The following is a 19,721-nucleotide window of genomic DNA, read 5'->3' as shown; positions in this document are numbered from 1 at the left end:
CCCTGCGATTCCCGGCGTGAAAGCCTTGACGAACGAGGCCGTCTGCGGGGCGCGACGCTTGCCGTCTGCGGGGCGCGACGCGATCCGGCCCTGGGGACGCCCGGTCGACGGCGACCCGCGCAGGAGCAACACCGAAGACCCCGGGCGCCGATGGGGGTGACATGCACCATCCCGGACCCCCGCGATTCCTCGCGACCGGCGAGACCACGGAGCTCGCACCGCGCGATCCGGACCCGAGCGCGTCCTACGCGTGGCGCGTCGTCGACGCGCCCCCGGACAGCGAGGCGACGGTCGGCCCCGACCCGGTGACCGAGTTCACTCCCGACGTCCCCGGGCGCTACCGGATCGGCCTCGACGCGCCGGACGGCGACCACCTGCTGACGATCCGCGCGTTCCCGTCGAGCTACGAGGGCGTCGACGTGGCGGGCGGAAGCGGGACGGCGATCCGCGACCGAACCGCCGGCGACGCCCCGGTCGGCTACGCGGAGTCGCACGGTCACGAGGGAGTGGGACGGCCGCGCGTGCGACTGGACGCGACCGTGGATGACGGCGGAGACGGCGGCGCGCCCGACGACGGCGCCCCCGAGATCGTCGTCCGCGCGACGCCGACGCCGAACCCCCGCTCCTCGCTCGCCCCGGAGGACCTGCGGGTGACGTTCGTCGTCGACGACCGCGACGTGGAGAGCGCGGTCGCGGAGGGGCGGACCAACCCGCGGGACGCCCTGGAGACGAGCGACGACGGACGGGAGCTCCGGGTGCCCGCGGCCGCGGTCGCGGACCGCCTGCGCGTCCACGGGGTCGCCGTCGCCGCGGAGCCCGGACGGGAGCCGCGCGTCAGCGTCGCCGACGCGGTCGCGGTCAAGCGGCGCGACGCCGGGACGGTCCGGGGAAGCGAGGGGGCCGGGCGGATCGGCGGTCCGGACGCGCCCGACTTCGAGACGGTTCGGCTCAACGACCCGCCGGCGTGGACCCGCGACGCGTCCGTCTACGAGGTGTACGTGCGGACGTTCGCCGACGGAAGCGGCGGGGGCGGCGAGGGCGGCGGGGACGGAGGCGATGGAGACGGCGAGCGGGGAGAGACGTTCGACGCGATCGCGGAGCGGATCCCGGCGATCGCCGACCTCGGCGTCGACACCCTGTGGCTCACGCCGGTCCTCCAGCACGACGGGAAGCCGCACGGCTACAACATCACCGACTTCTTCGACGTGGCCGAGGACCTCGGCGACCGCGACGACTACGAGGCGCTGGTCGAGACCGCCCACGACCACGGCCTGCGCGTGCTGTTCGACTTCGTCGCGAACCACACCGCGCGCGACCACGAGTGGTTCGAGGACGCCTACGAGAACCCGAACTCCCCGTACCGCGACCGCTACGAGTGGCAGGAGTCGGGCGAGCCGGGCACGTACTTCGACTGGGAGCTGATCGCGAACCTGAACCACGCGAGCCTCGACGTGCGGCGGTTCCTCCTCGACGTGGTCGACGAGTGGGCGCCGCTCGTCGACGGGTTCCGCTGCGACATGGCGTGGGCGGTCCCCGACTCCTTCTGGCGGGAGCTCCGCGACCGGGTGAAGGACATCGACCGGGAGTTCCTGCTGATGGACGAGACGATCCCGTACATCCCCGGCTTCCACGAGGGGATGTTCGACGTGCACTTCGACGCGACGCTGTACTTCCAGCTCCGCCAGATCGGGCGGGGCGTCGACCCCGCCGCGTCGGTGCTGGACGCGATCGACCAGCGCGCGGAGATCGGCTTCCCGGACCACGCCGAGTTCCTCCAGTACATCGAGAACCACGACGAGACGCGCTACCGCGTCGAGTGCGGGGACGCCGCCGCGGCCGCGGCGGGCGCGGCGATCGTCACCCTGCCGGGCGTCCCGATGATCTACGCGGGCCAGGAGATCGGCCAGCGCGGCCGGCGCGACGCGATCGCGTGGGAGCACGCCCGCGAGGGCGTCCGCGAGCGCTACGAGCGGCTGCTCGCGGTCCGCGACGAGCACCCCGCGCTCGGCCCCGACGGCGACCTCGACCGGATCGGATACCACGTCGCCAGCGGCGACCTCGCGGAGCGGCCGATCGTCGCCAGCGGCGACGTCCACCCCGACGACGTGGTGGCGTTCCGCCGGAGCGACGGCGAGGAGTCGCTGGTCGTCGTCCTCAACTTCGCGCCCGAGCCGGCGAGCGTCGCGGTCGGCGCCGACCACGGGAAGCGGAACCTCGTGACCGACGAGCCCTGCGTGGTCGTCGACGGCGAGGGGGCCGAGCGGATCCGCGTCGACGACGTGGCGGTCGTCCGGGAGACCGAGCGCTGATCCGCCAGCCGCGGGGGGGCGCCGGCGCGCCCGCCGGGACCGCGTGGTCACAACGCTTGAGTCGGTGGGGGTCGCAGGGGGACCCATGCGACTCGACCGCTCCGGCGGCGTGTTCTGTCACGTCACCTCGCTCCCGGGGAGACACGGCATCGGCGACCTCGGCGACGGCGCGGAGGCGTTTCTCTCGTTCCTCGGCGACGCCGACGTCCGCCACTGGCAGATCTGTCCCCTCGGTCCGACGATGGACGCCGCCGGGGAGTCCCCGTACCAGTCGCCCTCGGCGTTCGCCGGGAACCCCCTCCTGATCGACCTCGACGGGCTCGTCGACGACGGGTGGCTCGACGAGGGCGACCTCGAACCGGTCCCGGAGTTCCCGGCCGACCGGGTCGACTACGAGGCCGTCCGCGAGTACAAGGAGCCGCTGTTGCGCGCCGCGTTCGAGCGGTTCGACGAGGCGGGGGGCGGGGAGGGAGCCGGCGGCGCTCCCCCCGCGTTCGACGCCTTCCGCGAGCGCGAGCCGTGGCTCGACGACTACGCGCTGTTCCGGGCGCTCTCGGACGCGAGGAGCGAGGACACCTGGACCGAGTGGCCCGAGCCGCTCCGGACGCGGGAGCCCGAGGCGCTCGCCGACGCCCGCGAGCGCCACGCGACCGAGGTCCGGTTCCGCGAGTTCCTCCAGTGGACGTTCGACCGGCAGTGGCAGGAACTCCGGGCCGTCGCCGACGAGGAGGGCGTCTCGATCGTGGGCGACGTGCCGATCTACGTCGCGCTCGACTCCGCGGACGTGTGGGCGAACCCCGAGGCGTTCCGGCTCGACGAGGAGAACCGCCCCGCGGCGGTGGCCGGAGTGCCGCCGAACGCCGGCGACGACGGCCAGCGCTGGGGGAACCCCGTCTACGACTGGGACCGGCTCGCGGAGCGCGACTACGACTGGTGGATCGCGCGGTTCCGGCGGCTGTTCGAGCTCGCCGACGTGGCGCGGCTCGACCACTTCCTCGGCTTCGTGAAGTACTGGGCGATCCCCGCCGACCGCGACGACCCGGCCGCCGGCGAGTGGCACGAGGGGCCGGGGCGGGACCTGTTCGAGGCGGTGGAGCGCGAGCTCGGGCAGGCGCCCTTCATCGCCGAGGACCTCGGGTTCGAGGAGCCGGCGATGGACGATCTGATGGCCGAGTTCGGCTTCCCCGGGATGCGCGTCCCGCAGTACGCCGACTGGTGCGCGGAGGGCGACGAGTACCAGCCGATGCACTACCCTGAGGGGGTCGTCGGCTACACGTCGACCCACGACACGGACACGTGGGTCGGCTACTTCGAGGACCTCCCCGAGCGCCAGCGCGACTGCTTCCGGTACAACGTCGGCGCCGACGGCGGCCGCCCGACCGAGTGGGAGATCATCGACGAGGTGTGGGCCTCGGAGGCGGTGTTAGCGATGACGACGGTCCAGGACCTGCTCGGGCTCGGCAGCGAGGCGCGGTTCAACGAGCCGGGCACCCTCGGCGGCAACTGGGAGTGGCGCGTCCGCCGCGAGGCGCTCGACGACGAGATCGCTGACCGGCTGTGGGAGCTCGCCGGCCGACATGTGAGGTAGCCCGATGCTCGGCTGGGGGCTCGCGGACGGCTCGGTACTCCACCTCGTCGTGATCGCCGTCGCCACCGGCGCCATTTGGGTGGGGAGCGGGTGGCTGGAGGAGGCCGCGGAGACGCTGTCTGGGTACTACGGCCTGCCGGCGGTGGTACAGGGGTCGATCGTCGTCGCCGTCGGGTCGAGCTTCCCGGAGTTCGCGAGCGTCGTCGTCACCGCGGCCACCGGCGTCTTCGACATGGGCGTCGGGGCGCTCGTCGGCTCCGCGATCTTCAACGTCCTCGTCATTCCCGGGCTCTCCGGGTTCGGCGCCGACGGGGACCTCGAAGCGAGCCGCGCGATCGTGTACAAGGAGGCGCAGTTCTACATGATCGCGGTGTCGGCGCTGGTGGTCACCTTCTCGCTCGCGGTGATCTACTTCCCGGTCTCCTCGGACCCGATCGTGGGGGAGCTGACCCGGCCCGTCGCGGCGATCCCGCTCACGCTGTACGGGCTCTACCTGTTCATCCAGTACGAGGACGTCGGCGACGCGGCGGTCGAGCGCGTGCGGGAGGGCGTGGCCGTCCGCCGCGAGTGGGGGAAGCTCGCGGCCGGGCTGCTCCTCATCGGCGTCGCCGTCGAGCGGCTGGTCGGGTCGGTGGAGTCGCTCGGGTCCGCGTTCGGGATCCCGGAGTTCCTCGCCGGCGTCACGATCGTCGCGGCCGCGACGAGCCTCCCCGACGCCCTGGTGAGCGTCCGGACCGCGCGCGAGGGGCGCGGCGGGACGAGCCTCGGGAACGTGCTGGGGTCGAACACGTTCGACCTGCTCGTCGCCATCCCGGTCGGGGTGTTGATCGTCGGGAGCGTCGACGTGAACTTCTCGACGGCCGTCCCGATGCTCGGCGTGCTCACCGTCGCGACCGTGCTGCTGTTCGCGACGCTCCGGACGGACCTGTCGCTCACCGAGCGGGAGTCGTCGACGCTTCTGGTCGCGTACCTCCTGTTCGTCGCGTGGGTGGTTGCGGAGACGGTCGGGGCGACGACCGTCCTTCGGGGCGTGTGAACGGAGGGTTCGCCCCGATCGGCCAGATCGCTCAGATCGGTACTCAGTACCGGTTGCGACCGAGAATGAGGTACAACACGAGCCCCAGAAGCGGCGCGAGGAACGCGACGATCGCCCACAGGAACGCGGGCTGGTCGCTCCGCTGTTGGGCGTCGGAGTAGATCCAGACGATGATACCGAGCTGTACGAGCAGCGTGAGGAGGCCGAACAGGAAGAAGAGCGCACCGGCTCCTCCCTGTAGCAGTATCGGGGACATCACTCCCGACGACTCCGTCGAGCAATAAGTGTCTTTGGCTGCCCCGAGAACCGCTGGCGCTCCGACCACGAACCGTTTTGCCCCGCCGGCCCCCGATCCGGGCATGGACCTGCCAGTCGACGCCGACCGCCTCCGGGCGGACCTGGAGGCGAACGCGGCGTTCGGACGGATCGCGTCGGACGACCCCGAGGAGCGCGGCCGAACGAACCTGACCGGCACCGAGGCGAACCGCGCGGCCAGAGACCGGCTGGTCGAGCGGTTCGAGGACGCCGGTCTCGAGGTCTCCGTCGACCCGGTCGGCAACCTCGTGGGGACGTGGACCCCCGACTCGGCCGATCCCGACGCGGCGCCCGTCGCGAGCGGGAGCCACCTCGACAGCGTCCCCGAGGGCGGGATCTTCGACGGCCCGCTCGGGGTGTACGCGGCGCTGGAGGCGGTGCGCGCGATGCGGGACGCCGGCGTCGAGCCGGCCCGGCCGGTCGCCGTCGTGAGCTTCACCGAAGAGGAGGGCGCGACGTTCGGGAACGGGCTGCTCGGATCGAGCGTCGCGACCGGGGTGACCGACCTCGACGAGGTGCTCGCGTACGAGAACGACGCCGGGGAGACGCTCGGCGAGGCCCTCGACCGAATCGGCTACCGCGGCGACGACGAGGTCGATCCGGCGTCGTGGGCGGCGTTCTACGAGCTCCACGTCGAGCAGGACACGGTCGTAGAGGAGGCGGCCGCCGACGCCGGCGTGGTAACGACGATCACGGGGATCACCCACTGCGAGGCGACGATTGAGGGGGAGGCGAACCACGCGGGCGCGACGGCGATGGGCGAGCGGACCGACGCGCTGGCGGCCGCGAGCGAGTTCGTCCTCGACGTGGAGGCGGCCGCGAACGCGGTCGTCGACGACTCGAGTCCCTCCGCGGTCGGCACGGTGGGCTCGCTGTCCATCTCGCCGAACGCGACCAACGTCGTCCCCGGTCGCGTCGAGGCCGGCGTCGACGTCAGGGACGTGACCGCGGACTCGATGGACCGGATCGTCGCCGCCGCGCGCGACTCGCTCGACCGGTTGGAGCGCGAGCGCGGCGTCGAGACGGGCTTCGAGCGCCCCTTCGACGTGGCGCCGACGCCGATGAGCGACCGGCTCCGCGACGAGGCGCACGCGGCGGCCGAGGGGGCGGGCCGGACCGCGATCGACCTCCACTCCGGGGCCGCCCACGACGCGATGCGGGTGGCGGCGGTCACCGACGCCTCGCTGCTGTTCGCGCCCTCGCGCGACGGGATCTCGCATAATCCGCGCGAGTGGACCGACTGGAGCGACTGCGCCGCGGCGACCGAGGTCCTCGCGGGGGCGCTGGCGCGCGTCGCGACCGAGTAGTCGTTGCAGCCGCGGTTCGACGGTCGACGGCGCGCCCGCTCCGGCCCCGCCCGCCGTCACAACCGTTTTTGCGGTCGGCCGCGACCGACGACCGTGAGACGACCGCTCGGACTCGGCGCCATCGGCCTCGGCGTCGTCGCCGGCGCCGCCGGCGGCCTCGTGACGACGACCGGCGCGCTGGCCGACTGGCCCGACCTGATCGGCTATCCCGCGACCCTCGTCGTCGGACGCGCGCTGCTCGTCGTCGCCGTGTTCGGCGTGCTGTACGGGTCGTACCTCCTCGCGGTCCAGCTGTTGATGCGCTCCGCGAACAAGCGACGGGCGTACAACACGCGCAACGTGTTGCGCCTCGCGTTCGGGTTCGTGGGCACGGTCGCGACGCTCGCGGTGCTGACGGAGAACTGGCTCGGACTCTTATTCTCGCTCGGGGTCATCGGCTTCGCGATCACCTTCGCGCTCCAGCAGCCGCTCCTCTCGCTCATCGCGTGGGTGTACATCACGGTCAAACAGCCGTACGGCGTCGGCGACCGCGTCCGGATCGACGACGCGAAGGGAGACGTGATCGGCGTCGACTTCCTCGTGACGACGCTGTGGGAGATCAACGGCGAGCTGGTGACGACGAATCAGCCGTCCGGGCGGGTGGTGACCGTGCCGAACAGCGTCGTGCTCTCCTCGAACGTGGTCAACTTCGGCGGGGGCGGCTCCGCGTACGTGTGGAACGAGGTCGCCGTGCAGGTCGCCTACGAGACCGATCTCGACTTCGCGCGCGAGGTCATGGCCGAGGAGGCCACCGATCTCCTCGGCGACGAGATGGCCGCGGGCATCGCGGCGTACCGCGAGGCGCTCGCCGAGACGCCCGTGGAGCTGGAGGTGTACGACAAGCCGACGGTGAACGTGAAACAGGAGGAGTCGTGGGTGGAGCTGCGCGTCCGCTATCTCACCCACCCGCGCCGCGGACAGCGCGTGAAGAACCGGCTGTACGAACGGATTCTGGAGCGGTTCAACGAGAACCCCGACAGAGTGGCGTTCCCGGTGAGCCGGAGCCGGTAGCGGGACGCGCGGCCCGCGATCGCGATCCCCGCCGACCGCGTCCGGGAGCGGTGGAGTTAGGTGGCGTGCGCACGACTCGAATACGATGGAAGCGGCACTCTGGTACGTGCTAACCGGAACGCGGGGCGGAGCGAACCGCGTCCGGCTGTTGCGGGCGCTCGACGACCGCCCGCGGAACGCGAACCAGCTCGCCGAGGACCTCGATCTGGACTACAAGACCGTTCGACACCACCTCGACGTACTGATGGACAACGACGTCGTCGAGCGTAGCGGCGACGACTACGGGGCCATCTACCTCCCGACGCCGCGGGCGCGTCAGCACTGGGACACTATCGAAACGATCATGGAGCAAACAGATGACGACTGACCGATCGGCAGTTTCGACCCGTCAGCGCCGCGTTGCGGGTCGTATTCGGAACGAATTTGGGAAAGCGGTTATACCCGGCCCGCCGATAGCAGGTGTACGATGAGTCTCTGGTTCGACGTGGCGCGGGTCTCGGCGGGGGTGAACGTCGCCCTGCTGCTCGCGCTCGTCTGGGTGTGGGGGCGGAACTACGCGCAGTTCCGCTCGAAGCACGCCCTCGGGTTGGCGATGTTCGGCGTGTTCCTCCTCGGGGAGAACGCGTTCGCGCTGTACATCTACCTGCTCGACCCGACTCTGTCGGTCTGGTTCGCGTCCGAGGCGGTGCCGCCGATCGCGTGGCGCGGGATGATGGCGCTCCACGTGCTCCAGACTGCCGGGCTCCTCTTCCTCGTGTGGGTCACGTGGGACTGAGCCGACCGGGAGCGCTTTTACCGTACTGTCGAGCGAGTATCCGTGAGTGTTGAGGTACAGCTTGATCGATGACGGGAGTGAGTCTCGTACGTTGGTAGCGTGGTTGTTTATAAGTCTGATTGCGGTGGTGCTGGCGGGTGTTTATAAGTGATCGACGATGTTGCGGTGAAGACCTTCAAAGCCCCAGCCTCGTCGGCCGGCCTCCGCTTCGCTCCGGCCGCCCGACTCCCTCGCGCGTGCTCCTCGGCCGCGGAGCGGCCTCGCAGGCACGCAGGGCGAGAGCACAGCTCTCGCTTGCAGCCGGCGGCTTCGCCGCCGGCGACGCCACCACATCGTTCTTTATAAGCGATCGTCGCAATCGCTCATTCCTGTTTAAATATCCAATTACCACCGCCGAGCTGCGAGATCCACTCGCGCTATCGATCACCGCTGTTCCGAGAAACGGAACATCAGCGCTTGCAAACGTATTTTGGGAGCCTTTCCGAACGAATTTGGGTGAGAACGCGGCGGGAGTTCGGAAAATCTCTTTTTATATATCCGCGGTCGACTCTCTCATGCGCAAGAGCGCATTGACATTGGCGATGACGGTCGTGGTGGTCGTGTCGGCGGTCGCCGGCGCGACTGGCGCGGTCGCGGCACAGAGCGGTACCAACGAGGCGAGCGTGAGCTTCGCCGACGGCGCGTCCGGCGGCAGCACGGTCGTCGTCGACGAGGTGCACCTCCCGGACGGCGGCTTCGTGACGATCCACGACGACTCGCTGACCGACGGGAACACCCTCGGGAGCGTCGTCGGCACGAGCGCGTACCTCGACGCGGGCACGCACGAGAACGTGACGGTCGAGCTCACTGACGCGGTCGAGTCGGGGACGTTCCACGCGATGGCGCACCGGGACACCGACGACGACCGCGCGTACACGTTCGTCTCCTCGAACGGCGAGGCCGACGGCCCGTACACGGTCGACGGCGACATCGCGATGGACGACGCGAACGTGACGGTCTCCGCGAGCGTGAGCGGGACCGACCAGCCCGGCGAGGGCGAGTACGTGATCGTCGACCGCGTCGAGCTGAGCGAGGGCGGGTTCGTGACGGTCCACGACTCGTCGCTCGCCGACGGCGCCGTGTTCGACTCCATCCGCGGCACCACCGAGTACCTGGAAGCGGGCGTCCACGAGGACGTTCGCGTCCGGCTCGACGACCCGCTACAGAACGACGACACGGTCTTCGCGATGGCGCATCAGGACACGAACGACAATCAGGCGTACGACTTTCCCAGCAGTGAGGGAAGCGAGGACGGCCCGTACCTCGACGCCGACGACGAGATCGTGATGACCGGCATCGACGTCGAACTCGACGACGACGCGCGGGCGAGCTTCGACGCGCAGTCCTCCGGCGGCAACGCGGTCGTCGTCGACGAGGTGTACCTGCCGGAGGGCGGGTTCGTGACGATGCACGACTCCTCGCTCGCGGACGGCGCGACGTTCGACTCGATCCGCGGAACGAGCGCGTACCTCGAACCGGGGATCCACCGCGACGTCGTCGTCGAGCTCGACGACCCGCTGACCGAGGACGACGCGCTGTTCGCGATGGCGCACCGGGACACGAACGACAACGAGGCGTACGACTTCCCGAGCAGTGACGGCAGCGAGGACGGCCCGTACACGACCGACTCGTCGGACATCGTGATGGACGACGGGAACGTCACCGTCTCCGCGGGCGTCGCGTTCGAGACGGCCGATTCGGACGGCGCGACGGTCACGGTCGAGCGCGTCGACCTGAGCCAGGGCGGGTTCGTGACGATCCACGACGCCTCGCTCGGCGGCGGCGCCGTGTTCGACTCCGTCCGCGGCACCAGCGCGTACCTGGAGGCCGGCGTCCACGAGGACGTGACGATCGAGCTCGACGAGCCGCTGACGGACACGGAGCAGCTCGTCGCGATGCCGCACCGCGACACCAACGGCAACGAGGCGTACGACTTCGTCGACAGCGAGGGAGACGCCGACGGCCCCTTCCTGACCGGCGAGGACGCCCCGGTGACGGCCGGCACGAGCGCCCAGGTGACCGCGTTCGTCGCGGCGACCGCGCAGGAGACCGACGGCGACACCGTCGTCGTCGACGAAGTGACGCTCCACGACGGCGGGTTCGTGACGGTTCACGACTCGTCGCTCGCCGACGGCGCCGTGTTCGACTCCATCCGCGGCACCAGCGCGTACCTCGGACCGGGGACGCACACCGACGTCGAGATCGCGCTGGACGACCCGCTGACCGAGGACGACTCGGTCTTCGCGATGGCGCACCGCGACACCAACGGCAACGAGGCCTACGACTTCCCCGGCAGCGACGGCGCCGATGACGGCCCGTACGCGGCCGCGAGCGGACCCGTGATGTCCGCCGCCGACCTGACGGTCGCGAGCGGAGAGATGGGAGACGAGACGGACGGCGGGGACGGCGATGACGCCGACGACGACATGTCGGACGACGACGGCATGTCAGATGATGACGGCATGTCGGACGACGAGATGAGCGATGACGAGGCGAGCGACGACGGTAGCGGCGACGAAGCGCCCGGCTTCGGCGCGGTCGTCGCCCTGGTCGCGCTGATCGCGGTCGCGCTCGTCGCGCGCCGTCGCCCCTGAGGTCGGTTCCTCAAAAAGGGTCGGCGGCGCCAGCTCGGCAGCACCAGTTCGGCGGCGCTTTCTCGTTGACGCCGGGTCGGCGACGCCGACTCAAACGCCGTGTTTTATATACTTCTGATCGCTTCGGCCCGCGATCCGACGCTGCAGCGAAACGGCGCCGATCCCGTTATACCCTCACATACGACCGGTAGGAGGTTTTTCAGATATCATTGCTTGTGAAAGAGGGCAAAGATTTATATACTCTCGGTGCTTACTATGAGTTAGCGAATCGGCGAACCCGGCTCCAGTATTTCTGTCGAGGTTCGATCGGTAAGACACCATGAACACCATGACTGAGACACACATACGCGGCTACGACAGCGAGATCGAGCGAGACCGAACCACGGAGTCGGCCGAATCGACGACGGACGAGACGGAGTCCGCGAGCGAGCGGACCACGACCTGTCCGGAGTGCGACGGGAACCTCGTGACCGACACGGAACACGGCGAGACGGTCTGTACCGACTGCGGGCTCGTCGTCGAACAGGACTCGGTGGACCGCGGGCCGGAGTGGCGCGCGTTCGACTCCAGCGAGCGCGACAGCAAGTCGCGCGTGGGCGCCCCGACGACGAACATGATGCACGACAAGGGGCTCTCGACCAACATCGGCTGGCAGGACAAGGACGCCTACGGCAAGTCCCTCTCCAGCAGCCAGCGCCAGCGGATGCAGCGGCTCCGCACCTGGAACGAGCGGTTCCGCACCCGCGACTCGAAGGACCGGAACCTCAAGCAGGCGCTCGGCGAGATCGACCGCATGGCCTCGGCGCTCGGCCTCCCGGACAACGTCCGCGAGACCGCATCCGTCATCTACCGCCGCGCGCTGAGCGAGAACCTCCTGCCGGGACGCTCCATCGAGGGCGTCGCGACCGCGGCGCTGTACGCCGCCGCCCGGCAGGCCGGGAACCCCCGGAGCCTCGACGAGTTCACCGCCGTCTCGCGGGTCGACAAGATGGAGCTCACCCGGACGTACCGGTACGTCATCCGCGAGCTGAAACTGGAGATCCAGCCCGCCGACCCCGAGAGCTACGTCCCGCGGTTCGTCTCGCGGCTCGATCTCTCGGAGGAGACGCAGCGAGCCGCCCGCGAGCTGCTCGACAGCGCCAAGCGGTCCGGGATCACGAGCGGAAAGTCGCCGGTCGGCCTCGCCGCCTCGGCGGTGTACGCGGCCGCGCTCCTCTCGAACGAGAAGGTGACCCAGAGCGAGGTGTCGGCGGTGGCCGACATCTCGGAGGTCACCATCCGGAACCGGTACAAGGAGCTCCTCGACGCCAGCGAGGGGCTGACCGCCTGAGTCGTCTCCGTCCCCGTGTTCGTCTGGGTCGTCTCGGTCGCGACCCCTCTCGATCGACGCCGGCTTCGGCCACGTCGTCGCGCGGCGCAGCCGCCACGTACGTTTTTAACCCGGCCCCGTGTACGTCACTCACATGGTAGACGCGTTCGTCAGACTCGTCTGTCCGGAGTGTAACAAGGAGTGGCAGGACAACCCCGCTGACCTTCAGCGGCTTCGTTCGAACTTCAGCTGTCCCGACTGTCACGCGACGCGCCGACTGACGGAGTTCATGCGGACCGAACGCGATCTCGAAGCGGTCAAGCAGTTCCAGTGACGCACGGCGGCTCAGACGATCCACGTCGGTCCGTCGAGCGCGCGCGACCGCAGCGCGGTCCGGGACACATCGACAGACGAGCATATCGCGCATCGACCGACGGAAACCACGACGTCCGGCGGTCGATCAGCAGCGGCCGGGCCGCAGAATCTTCCCGATCGATAACGCGAAAAGCCGCCTCTCTACCCCCGAAACGCGGAAATCGGAGCTACCCATGGTAACGTGACTCAGGATAATAATATAAACCTCCGGTAGCAAAGGACTGGTACTCATGAAGAAGCAGGAACTCATCCACCTTCACGGCCTCCTCGCGGAAGTACGAAAGCAGTGCGAGTTCTGGGACGAAGATATCGACCTCGACGCCTACGAGGAACTCGGCGTCAAACCGACATCGATTCACAAGTCGAAGACCGACCACAAAGCCGCCGTTTTTAAGCTGACCGAGGGAATCACCGAGCCGATGGAAGAGTCTGAATCGGAGCCGCTGGCCCCGACCGCGGACTGAATCTTCGTCGCTACCTGCGACCGATCGTTACGTTCTCAGTGACAACGCCGGCCAAAACGGACTGCTGAGTCCCCATCGCGGTGCGTTTCGTCCCGAGCGAGAACCGTCAGTCCGAGCGTTAGTCCCGGACTCCGGTCGCGTCGTCGTCTCCCCCGTCGGCGGAGTCGATCGCGTCTCCGGAGGCCTGATCCCCGTCCGCCGACCCGTCGGGCGACGGCTCCGCCTCGGAGTCGTCCTCGATCTCCTCGACGCTGAGCACCTTCAGCGGAATGTTTCGGAGCCGCTGACCGATCTCCTTGCGGGCGACGCGGCTCGCGTGTTTCTCGCGGTCGACGTTGAACACGTCCATCCGGAGCCGGAGCGCGACGAGGGCCTCGTCGGCGGCGACGAAGGCAGGCGGGAGCTCCTCGCCGCCGGGCGACGTGCGGCGTCCCGTCTCGATCTCGACGTAGTTGAGGTCCGGGTTCAGCATCTCGCCCGTCTTGGAGATGGCGATCCGGACCGCTTCGTCGGCGGTCTCCACGTCGTACACCGGAACGGCGGCCTCGACGACGACTCGGCAGTCCATCACGGGGGGCAGTACCACGCGAACCGGCATGAAAGTTCGGCCGACAGGTCTCCGAGGCGAAACGACGCCGGAGCGGTCCGCGTCGCGCCGGGTTGGGTCGCGTCGAGCCACGTGGAGCCGCGTCGAATCGAATCGGGCTACTCGCCGCCCGCGCGGAGGTGATAGAAGACGTACGTCTGCGCGTAGCCCGCGAACTCCCCGCCGAACCGCTCCCGGATCGCGCGCGACGTGTCGGCGTAGTTCCCGCGCTCGCAGTCCGGGTAGTACTCCTCGATCGTCGTCCGGATCCAGGTGTCGAGCGGGACCGCCTCGAGGAAGCCGAGCGAGAACAGCAGGACGCAGTCAGCGACCTTGTCGCCGACGCCGACGAAGCGCGTCATCGACTCACGCGCCTCCTCGTAGGGAAGGTCTGACGCCTCCCGGGGGTGCGCCTCGCCGGTCGCGACCATCTCCGCGGTCCGCTGGACGTAGGGGGCGCGGTAGCCCAGAGAGAGGTCGCGGAGCTCCTGCTCGGTCCGCGCCGCGAGCTGGTCCGGCGTCGGGAACGCGTGATACGCCTCCCCGTCGAGTTCGACGATATCGCCGTACGTCTCGCGGAGGCGACGCTGCATCCCGTGGATCCGCGCGACGCGCATCTGCGCCGAGCAGATGAAGGAGATCAGACACGGGAAGACGGGGTCGCGCGTGAGCCGCATCCCCTCGTAGGCGTCGTACGCGCGTTCGAGGAGCGGGAGATCGGGAGTCGCGTCGAGAATGGCGTCGAGGTCGTCGTCGAGCCGGAACAGGTGTTCCAAGAGCGGGACCGCGTCGGTCGACGACTCCCAGTGAAGGGTTCCGTCGCGGACCCCGCCCTCCTGTCGCACCCGAACGGGGACCCGCTCGTCGACGACGCCGGGTATCGGGTCGACGACCGTCTCGTACCACGCGTCGCCGCCGTGCGCGTGGAGGTCCTCGTAGGTCCCGCCGTCGGCGCGGTTCCAGAGGTAGCTCTGTCCGCTCTCGACCGTCGCTTGGAGATCGAACGGGCCGGCCAGATCGGCGACGTCGATCGCGCCTCGCTCCATTACCGATCGGATGGCGCCGCGGCCGTATGCGGGTTTCGGTCGGTCAGTTGCGAACGGACCGACCCCGCGAACCGCCGCCGAAGACGGGTTTTTGCCCGTTCGTCCCGTAACGGTCGTATGCCGACGTACCGACGGACGACCCGCGTGCCGGCTCCCATCGACGAGGTGTGGGCGTTTCACTCCACGATCGACGGGCTCCGCGAACTCACGCCCGAGTGGATGCATCTCCGAATCACCGGCGTCACCGGGCCGGACGGAGCGCCGGATCCGGACGTGCTCGTCGAGGGATCGGAGATAGGGATGTCGATACGGCCCTTCGGCGTCGGTCCGCGACAGCGGTGGACCTCGCGGATCACTGAGCGCGAGCCCGGCGACGGGGAGGATCCCGGCGACCGCGCCCACTTCGTCGACGAGATGTCCGGCGGTCCGTTCCGGAAATGGGAACACACGCACGCGTTCTACGCCGACGGAGACGAGACCCTGCTCGTGGACACCGTCTCGTACCGGCTGCCGTTCGGCCCCCTCGGGGACGCGGCGGGGCCGTTCGCGAAGGTCGGGTTCGAAGGGATGTTCCGCGACCGCCACCGGCGGACGGTCGCGCGGTTCGAGCCGTAGCTCCCGGCTTTCGATCCCGGCCGAGAGAGGTCCGAACGCTCAGGCCGGGGTCACCGGCGTTCCCGCGTCGAAGGAGAGCTCGAACACTGCGCCGTCGTCGTTGTGGACGTCGACATCCCACCCGTGAGCGTCGACGATCCGGTCGACGATGGCGAGCCCGATACCCGAGCTGTCCGCGGTCGAGAATCCGGAGTCGAAAAGGGAGTCGCTCACGTCGGCGGGGACGCCCGGCCCGTCGTCGGCGACGTACATCCCCGCGCCGCCGGCGCCGTCGGTTCGGGGACCGATCTCGATCGCGACGCTCGGACCGCCGTGGTCGACGGCGTTCCGGAAGAGGTTCTCGAACACCTGTCTGAGCCGGTTCGGATCCGCGCGCACCTGCCCGATCTCGTCGGCGATCGTCAGCGTCGCGTCGGGGGCACGGACCGTCTGCCAGGCCTCCTCGGCGATCCCCGTCACCGAGATCGACTCGGTCTCGCCGATCGTCTCCCCGCGCTTCGCCAACATCAGGAGGTTGTCGATGAGCGTCTCCATCCGGGTCACCGCCCGATCCATCGGTTCGTACGTCGACGGCGAGACCTCGCTTTCCACCAGTTCCAAGTACCCCGACAGGACGTTGAGGGGATTCCGGAGGTCGTGGGAGACGACCGAGCTGAACTGTTCGAGCTGCTCGGTCCGTCGGCGGAGCTCCAGCCGCCGATCGTTGCGCGCGATGGTGTGCGCGATCAGGTCGCCGAACGTCCGATAGAGGTCGACCTCCTCGTCGGTCCACGTGCGCCGCGCGTCGGTCTCGAACGCCAGCACGCCGACGAGTTCCCAGTCGGCCACGAGCGGAACGTGAACGGTCGCCGGCGAGTCGACCCCCGTTCCGGCCGTGTCGCGCTCGGCCGTCGACCGCTCCGCCGACTCCGGCGGAGCCGACGATCTGACCACGTTCTCGAAGGTCGAGAGGCGGTCGGACTCCGGGAACTGGTCGAGCGCGCGCGGCTCGGTGTCACAGCCGTCCGGACACCAGACGTACGCGGGATCGAGCGCCTCCCCGTCCCGGAGGTAACAGACGATCCGGTCGAGCTCGGCGTGTTCGCCGACGCTCTCTATGGTCCAGCTGATCTTCGTGTCGACCTCGTCGGACCGCGTGCTCATCAGCGTCGACCCGGAGTCCAGCAGGACCTCGCGGAGGCGATCCGCGTCGTCCGCCCCGAACCGAACCCGCCGCGGCTCCACCGCACCGCGCAGTCGCTCGACGAGGGGGTCGGCCGCCGGATCCGACTCGGATCGTGCGGGCGCCGGGCCGGAAACCACGTCGGCGGCGCCCGCCCGAAGCGCGAGCCGGAACTCCTCGGCGGTCTCGCCCTCGAGAACGACGATGACGGGAACGGTGTCCGGCGTCTGTGCGAGCCGCTCGGCGACCGACGGCTCTCCGACAGCCTCGGTCGTCGTGACGATCCCGCAGGCGTCCGCCAGCGGCTGCAGATCGGCGTCTTCCGCCGCCTCCAGCAGCGCGTCGGGAGCCGTCGCTCGGTACTCCGGAGCCCGCGCACCGCCCCACGCGGCCTCCACCGCGTCCGACACGCGCGTCCGCACGTCCGGATCGTCTCCTCCGACGTACATCACGACGGACCGCCGGTGCATACGGAGGGATCGGACCAACCGCATTTGAAGGTTAACCCGCAAATATCGGCTTCGAGAACGTCGTACCGCAGTTCGGGAAACGCCGGCCCGACGGTCACGTCCCGCTCTCGGTGGCGGTGAGCACGATTCCGGCGAGCACGACGGCACCGCCTGCGATCGTGAACGCCGTCGGCGCCTCCGAGAGGAACGCGAACGCGAGGACCGTCGCCCCGACCGGCTCCCCGAGCAGCGACACGGAGACGACGCTCGATTCGAGGTGCTCGAGCGCCCAGTTGATCACGGTGTGGCCCAGCAGTCCGGGCCCGATCGCGAGCCCGGCGAAGATCGCCCACTCCCTCGGCGGGTACCCGGTCAGCCCGTGCCCTTCGGCGAGGACGATCGCGAGGAGCGTGACCGAACAGACTCCGTACACGATCACCACGTAGGGGACGAGCGCGACCCGCTGGCGGAGCGACCGACCGGCGAGCACGTATCCGGCCGCCATGACGGCCCCGAACAGGGCCAGCCCGTTCCCGTAGATCGGCCGGGGTCCGACGAGCACGCCGCCGAGGAAGTCACCGAGCGACATCGCCGCCATTCCGGCGACGGCGACGACGATACCCGCGACCATCCGCGAGGTCACGCGCTCGCGCAGCAGAAGCCACGCCCCGAGGGCGACGAACACCGGTTGCGCCTGGACGAGCGTGACGCTCGCGGCGACGCTCGTCCACGCGAGGCTCTCGAACCACGCGGCGAAGTGCAACGCGAGCGCGATCCCAGAGAGTGTCGCGAACCCGAGATCGCTGCGGGTGACCTCGGCGAGCTGCGCCCGATATCGCCAGAGCGCGACCGGGACCAGCGGCACCGTCGTGAACAGCACCCGATAGAACGCGGCGACCGAACTCGGGGCGTCGCTGAGACGGACGAGGACCGCCCCACCGCTCACGGCGGCCACCGCGACCGCGAGCCCGAGCATCGGCGAGACGCGGGGATCCGTCGACATCCGTTCGACTCTCGGGTTCCCATCGCACCCGGTTACCGGTTTCGGGACGCCCCCGAGGGACGCCGAGCGCGACGCGTCCGACGGGGATTTAAAAAGCGGGGCCGAACGGCGACGCATGTGCGCAGACACGTTCGGGGTCGGGATCCACCTCACCGAAGCGGAGTTCCGAGTCGTCGTCGGGGTCCCCTCCGACGTCGACTCCGGGTGGACCGATCCGGAGGAGTTCCAGTCGCTCGTCGCCGACGCGGTCTGGGAGCAGCTCGATCGACAGTCCGTGCTTGAGTCCGTCGCCGATCGCTTCCGAACGGGTGAGACGGCGACGCTCGGTACGGTGACCCTCGAACCCGACGGTACCGTGGTCTCACACGACCTGGAAATTCCCGGAGGCGACCAGAGCGACGCCGAGAGGTGACGACTGACCGCGGCCTCAGTCGTCGAACGACCCGTCGGCGGCCGCGAGGGTCGCCCCGACCGCCCACATGCGCGTCGGCCTGTACGCGGTGAGATCGTACCGCGTCGGGCCGACGGTCTCGCTCCACGTGTCGACGACGCCGAGCGTGACCAGTCCCGACAGCGCCGTTCCGAGCGTCCGCGGCGTCGTCTCCGGCTCGGAAAGCGCCGCGTGAACCTGCTTCGCCTGCGGGTAGTTCCGATCGCACCGTTCGATACCGGCCCGCGCTTCCGCCCAGTGCCGCCGAACGTACCCGAACGTCGTCGGATCGTTCCGTCGGAGTTCGTCGAGAGCGGGTGCGAGGGCGTGGTCCATCCGTTCGACGTCGTCGGCCGGATCGAACAGGGACGCGGCCGACGGCGCCGTCCGCTCCGTGAACGAACAGCCGATCACGACGGTGCTCCGACAGTCGTCGAGTCGGAGCCGCAAGCCGTCGAGGAGTTCGCTCACCGTCTCCGGGCCGTGCTCGGCCAAGAGAGGTTCGATATCGTCGACGATCACCGTGACCTCGAGGCCGCGAGCATCCGCCAAGTGGCCCGTGACCGCCTCGAGGATCCGATCGACGTCGACCGGCGCACCGAGCACGGTGTACGCGAGCCCCCGGTCCGGGACGACCTGCGTCGCCGTCGCGGCACCGCGGGTGTGATCGCTCGCGGAAACGATCGCCTCCCGGTCCGGCACCGTTCCGACGGTTCGGCGCCACCCGCGTCGCCACTCCTCGATTCCCGTTCCGAACAGTAGTGAGATCACCCGCTCTCCGACGTCCCGATCACGAACCGGCGGCCGTCCGCGGTCGGACACGCGCACCGCAAACTCGCGAGCGGAGTCTGTCGGAGCGGCCATGATTACCTTCGCTTCACGGAGAACGTGCATAAACTTATGGGAACAAGTCTCAATATTGAGAGCCGCGGCGATCGAAATGCGGTCGCGTGCGGTAGACGGCACTGCCGCTCGCCGAATAGCAAATCAGCCCACGGACACGGTGTCCGTGGGCTGTGAGTGGGAGTATTCTCCCGTATGAATGGGCAGGCGGCGAACCGCGGTTCCCAGAGGATCGCTCACTCCAGTACTTCCCGGTACGCTGGTGGGCTTAACTTCCGTGTTCGGAATGGGTACGGGTGTTCCCCCACCGCTCTGGCCGCCTTTACGCCGACTCTCGGACTCGAACCGAGACTCTCTCCACAATCTGTGGAAGAGACGCCTGTGTCGGTGGTTCCGACCTCTCGATCGGCCGACCGTGTATGCGTG

At 69.4% G+C, this 19,721-nt stretch carries 19 protein-coding genes and 1 rRNA gene; 13 read left to right on the top strand and 7 right to left on the bottom strand.

What is annotated here, in order from left to right:
* Window positions 1–161 precede the first annotated feature (161 nt).
* The 3 genes from malA (at window position 162) to CK500_RS02815 (ending at window position 4,933) form a co-directional block, all read left to right on the top strand.
* A complete protein-coding gene (gene malA, locus CK500_RS02825; RefSeq protein WP_095635747.1) occupies window positions 162–2,309 on the top strand; it encodes an alpha-amylase MalA in 2,148 nt (715 codons plus the stop codon).
* Between the two features lie 85 nt (window positions 2,310–2,394).
* Window positions 2,395–3,897, top strand: a complete 1,503-nt coding sequence (gene malQ, locus CK500_RS02820; protein WP_095635746.1) for a 4-alpha-glucanotransferase — start codon at window positions 2,395–2,397, stop codon at window positions 3,895–3,897.
* A 4-nt stretch (window positions 3,898–3,901) separates the two neighbouring features.
* Window positions 3,902–4,933 (top strand): sodium:calcium antiporter, encoded by a 1,032-nt coding sequence (locus tag CK500_RS02815; protein WP_095635745.1) that lies wholly within the window; start codon window positions 3,902–3,904, stop codon window positions 4,931–4,933.
* A 43-nt stretch (window positions 4,934–4,976) separates the two neighbouring features.
* On the opposite strand, the gene CK500_RS02810 is transcribed toward CK500_RS02815, so the two are convergent.
* Window positions 4,977–5,192 (bottom strand): PLDc N-terminal domain-containing protein, encoded by a 216-nt coding sequence (locus tag CK500_RS02810; protein ID WP_233138676.1) that lies wholly within the window; start codon window positions 5,190–5,192, stop codon window positions 4,977–4,979.
* Between the two features lie 100 nt (window positions 5,193–5,292).
* Between CK500_RS02810 and CK500_RS02805 the strand changes: the two genes are divergently transcribed.
* The 8 genes from CK500_RS02805 to CK500_RS02770 all read left to right on the top strand — a co-directional run bounded on the left by CK500_RS02805 (window position 5,293) and on the right by CK500_RS02770 (window position 13,161).
* Window positions 5,293–6,555, top strand: coding sequence for a Zn-dependent hydrolase (locus tag CK500_RS02805; protein ID WP_095635743.1), 1,263 nt, complete (start codon window positions 5,293–5,295; stop codon window positions 6,553–6,555).
* A 93-nt stretch (window positions 6,556–6,648) separates the two neighbouring features.
* On the top strand, window positions 6,649–7,605 hold the full coding sequence (locus CK500_RS02800; RefSeq protein ID WP_095635742.1) for a mechanosensitive ion channel family protein: 957 nt from the start codon (window positions 6,649–6,651) through the stop codon (window positions 7,603–7,605).
* An 85-nt stretch (window positions 7,606–7,690) separates the two neighbouring features.
* Complete coding sequence (locus tag CK500_RS02795) at window positions 7,691–7,972, top strand: winged helix-turn-helix domain-containing protein (RefSeq protein ID WP_095635741.1); 282 nt, start codon at window positions 7,691–7,693, stop codon at window positions 7,970–7,972.
* A gap of 99 nt (window positions 7,973–8,071) precedes the next feature.
* The gene (locus CK500_RS02790) at window positions 8,072–8,380 is read left to right on the top strand and encodes a hypothetical protein (RefSeq protein WP_095635740.1); all 309 of its coding nucleotides are present in this window, start codon (window positions 8,072–8,074) and stop codon (window positions 8,378–8,380) included.
* A 581-nt stretch (window positions 8,381–8,961) separates the two neighbouring features.
* Window positions 8,962–11,013: a DUF7282 domain-containing protein gene (locus tag CK500_RS02785; protein WP_198951500.1), complete on the top strand. Its 2,052-nt coding sequence runs from the start codon at window positions 8,962–8,964 to the stop codon at window positions 11,011–11,013.
* Window positions 11,014–11,341: 328 nt separating this feature from the next.
* Window positions 11,342–12,343 (top strand): transcription initiation factor IIB, encoded by a 1,002-nt coding sequence (locus CK500_RS02780; RefSeq protein ID WP_095636231.1) that lies wholly within the window; start codon window positions 11,342–11,344, stop codon window positions 12,341–12,343.
* Window positions 12,344–12,476: 133 nt separating this feature from the next.
* A complete protein-coding gene (locus CK500_RS02775; RefSeq protein ID WP_050026851.1) occupies window positions 12,477–12,656 on the top strand; it encodes a DUF7836 family putative zinc-binding protein in 180 nt (59 codons plus the stop codon).
* Window positions 12,657–12,927: 271 nt separating this feature from the next.
* A complete protein-coding gene (locus tag CK500_RS02770; protein ID WP_095635738.1) occupies window positions 12,928–13,161 on the top strand; it encodes a UPF0058 family protein in 234 nt (77 codons plus the stop codon).
* 118 nt (window positions 13,162–13,279) lie between these two features.
* Here the strand turns inward: CK500_RS02770 and CK500_RS02765 are convergent, their stop codons facing one another.
* Both CK500_RS02765 and CK500_RS02760 read right to left on the bottom strand, forming a co-directional pair.
* Complete coding sequence (locus CK500_RS02765; RefSeq protein WP_095635737.1) at window positions 13,280–13,729, bottom strand: DUF555 domain-containing protein; 450 nt, start codon at window positions 13,727–13,729, stop codon at window positions 13,280–13,282.
* A gap of 137 nt (window positions 13,730–13,866) precedes the next feature.
* Window positions 13,867–14,793 (bottom strand): DNA-3-methyladenine glycosylase family protein, encoded by a 927-nt coding sequence (locus tag CK500_RS02760; RefSeq protein WP_095635736.1) that lies wholly within the window; start codon window positions 14,791–14,793, stop codon window positions 13,867–13,869.
* 117 nt (window positions 14,794–14,910) lie between these two features.
* Here CK500_RS02760 and CK500_RS02755 point away from each other — a divergent pair, with 117 nt between their 5' ends.
* Window positions 14,911–15,408: an SRPBCC family protein gene (locus CK500_RS02755; protein ID WP_095635735.1), complete on the top strand. Its 498-nt coding sequence runs from the start codon at window positions 14,911–14,913 to the stop codon at window positions 15,406–15,408.
* A 39-nt stretch (window positions 15,409–15,447) separates the two neighbouring features.
* On the opposite strand, the gene CK500_RS02750 is transcribed toward CK500_RS02755, so the two are convergent.
* Together CK500_RS02750 and CK500_RS02745 are read right to left on the bottom strand one after the other, a co-directional pair.
* Entirely contained in the window at window positions 15,448–17,040 is a 1,593-nt protein-coding gene (locus CK500_RS02750; RefSeq protein ID WP_095635734.1) for a sensor histidine kinase, read from the bottom strand.
* Window positions 17,041–17,134: 94 nt separating this feature from the next.
* Window positions 17,135–18,022, bottom strand: a complete 888-nt coding sequence (locus tag CK500_RS02745; protein WP_095635733.1) for a DMT family transporter — start codon at window positions 18,020–18,022, stop codon at window positions 17,135–17,137.
* A gap of 115 nt (window positions 18,023–18,137) precedes the next feature.
* On the opposite strand from CK500_RS02745, the gene CK500_RS02740 reads away from it, so the two are divergent.
* Window positions 18,138–18,434: a hypothetical protein gene (locus tag CK500_RS02740; RefSeq protein ID WP_095635732.1), complete on the top strand. Its 297-nt coding sequence runs from the start codon at window positions 18,138–18,140 to the stop codon at window positions 18,432–18,434.
* Window positions 18,435–18,449: 15 nt separating this feature from the next.
* Here the strand turns inward: CK500_RS02740 and CK500_RS02735 are convergent, their stop codons facing one another.
* Window positions 18,450–19,316, bottom strand: a complete 867-nt coding sequence (locus CK500_RS02735) for a DUF7504 family protein (RefSeq protein ID WP_233138670.1) — start codon at window positions 19,314–19,316, stop codon at window positions 18,450–18,452.
* 181 nt (window positions 19,317–19,497) lie between these two features.
* Window positions 19,498–19,619, bottom strand: a 5S ribosomal RNA gene (rrf, locus tag CK500_RS02730).
* Window positions 19,620–19,721 lie beyond the last annotated feature (102 nt).

It is taken from the genome of Halorubrum salipaludis (assembly GCF_002286985.1).
Lineage (GTDB): Archaea > Halobacteriota > Halobacteria > Halobacteriales > Haloferacaceae > Halorubrum > Halorubrum salipaludis.
This window is presented reverse-complemented; position numbering and strand designations above follow the sequence as displayed.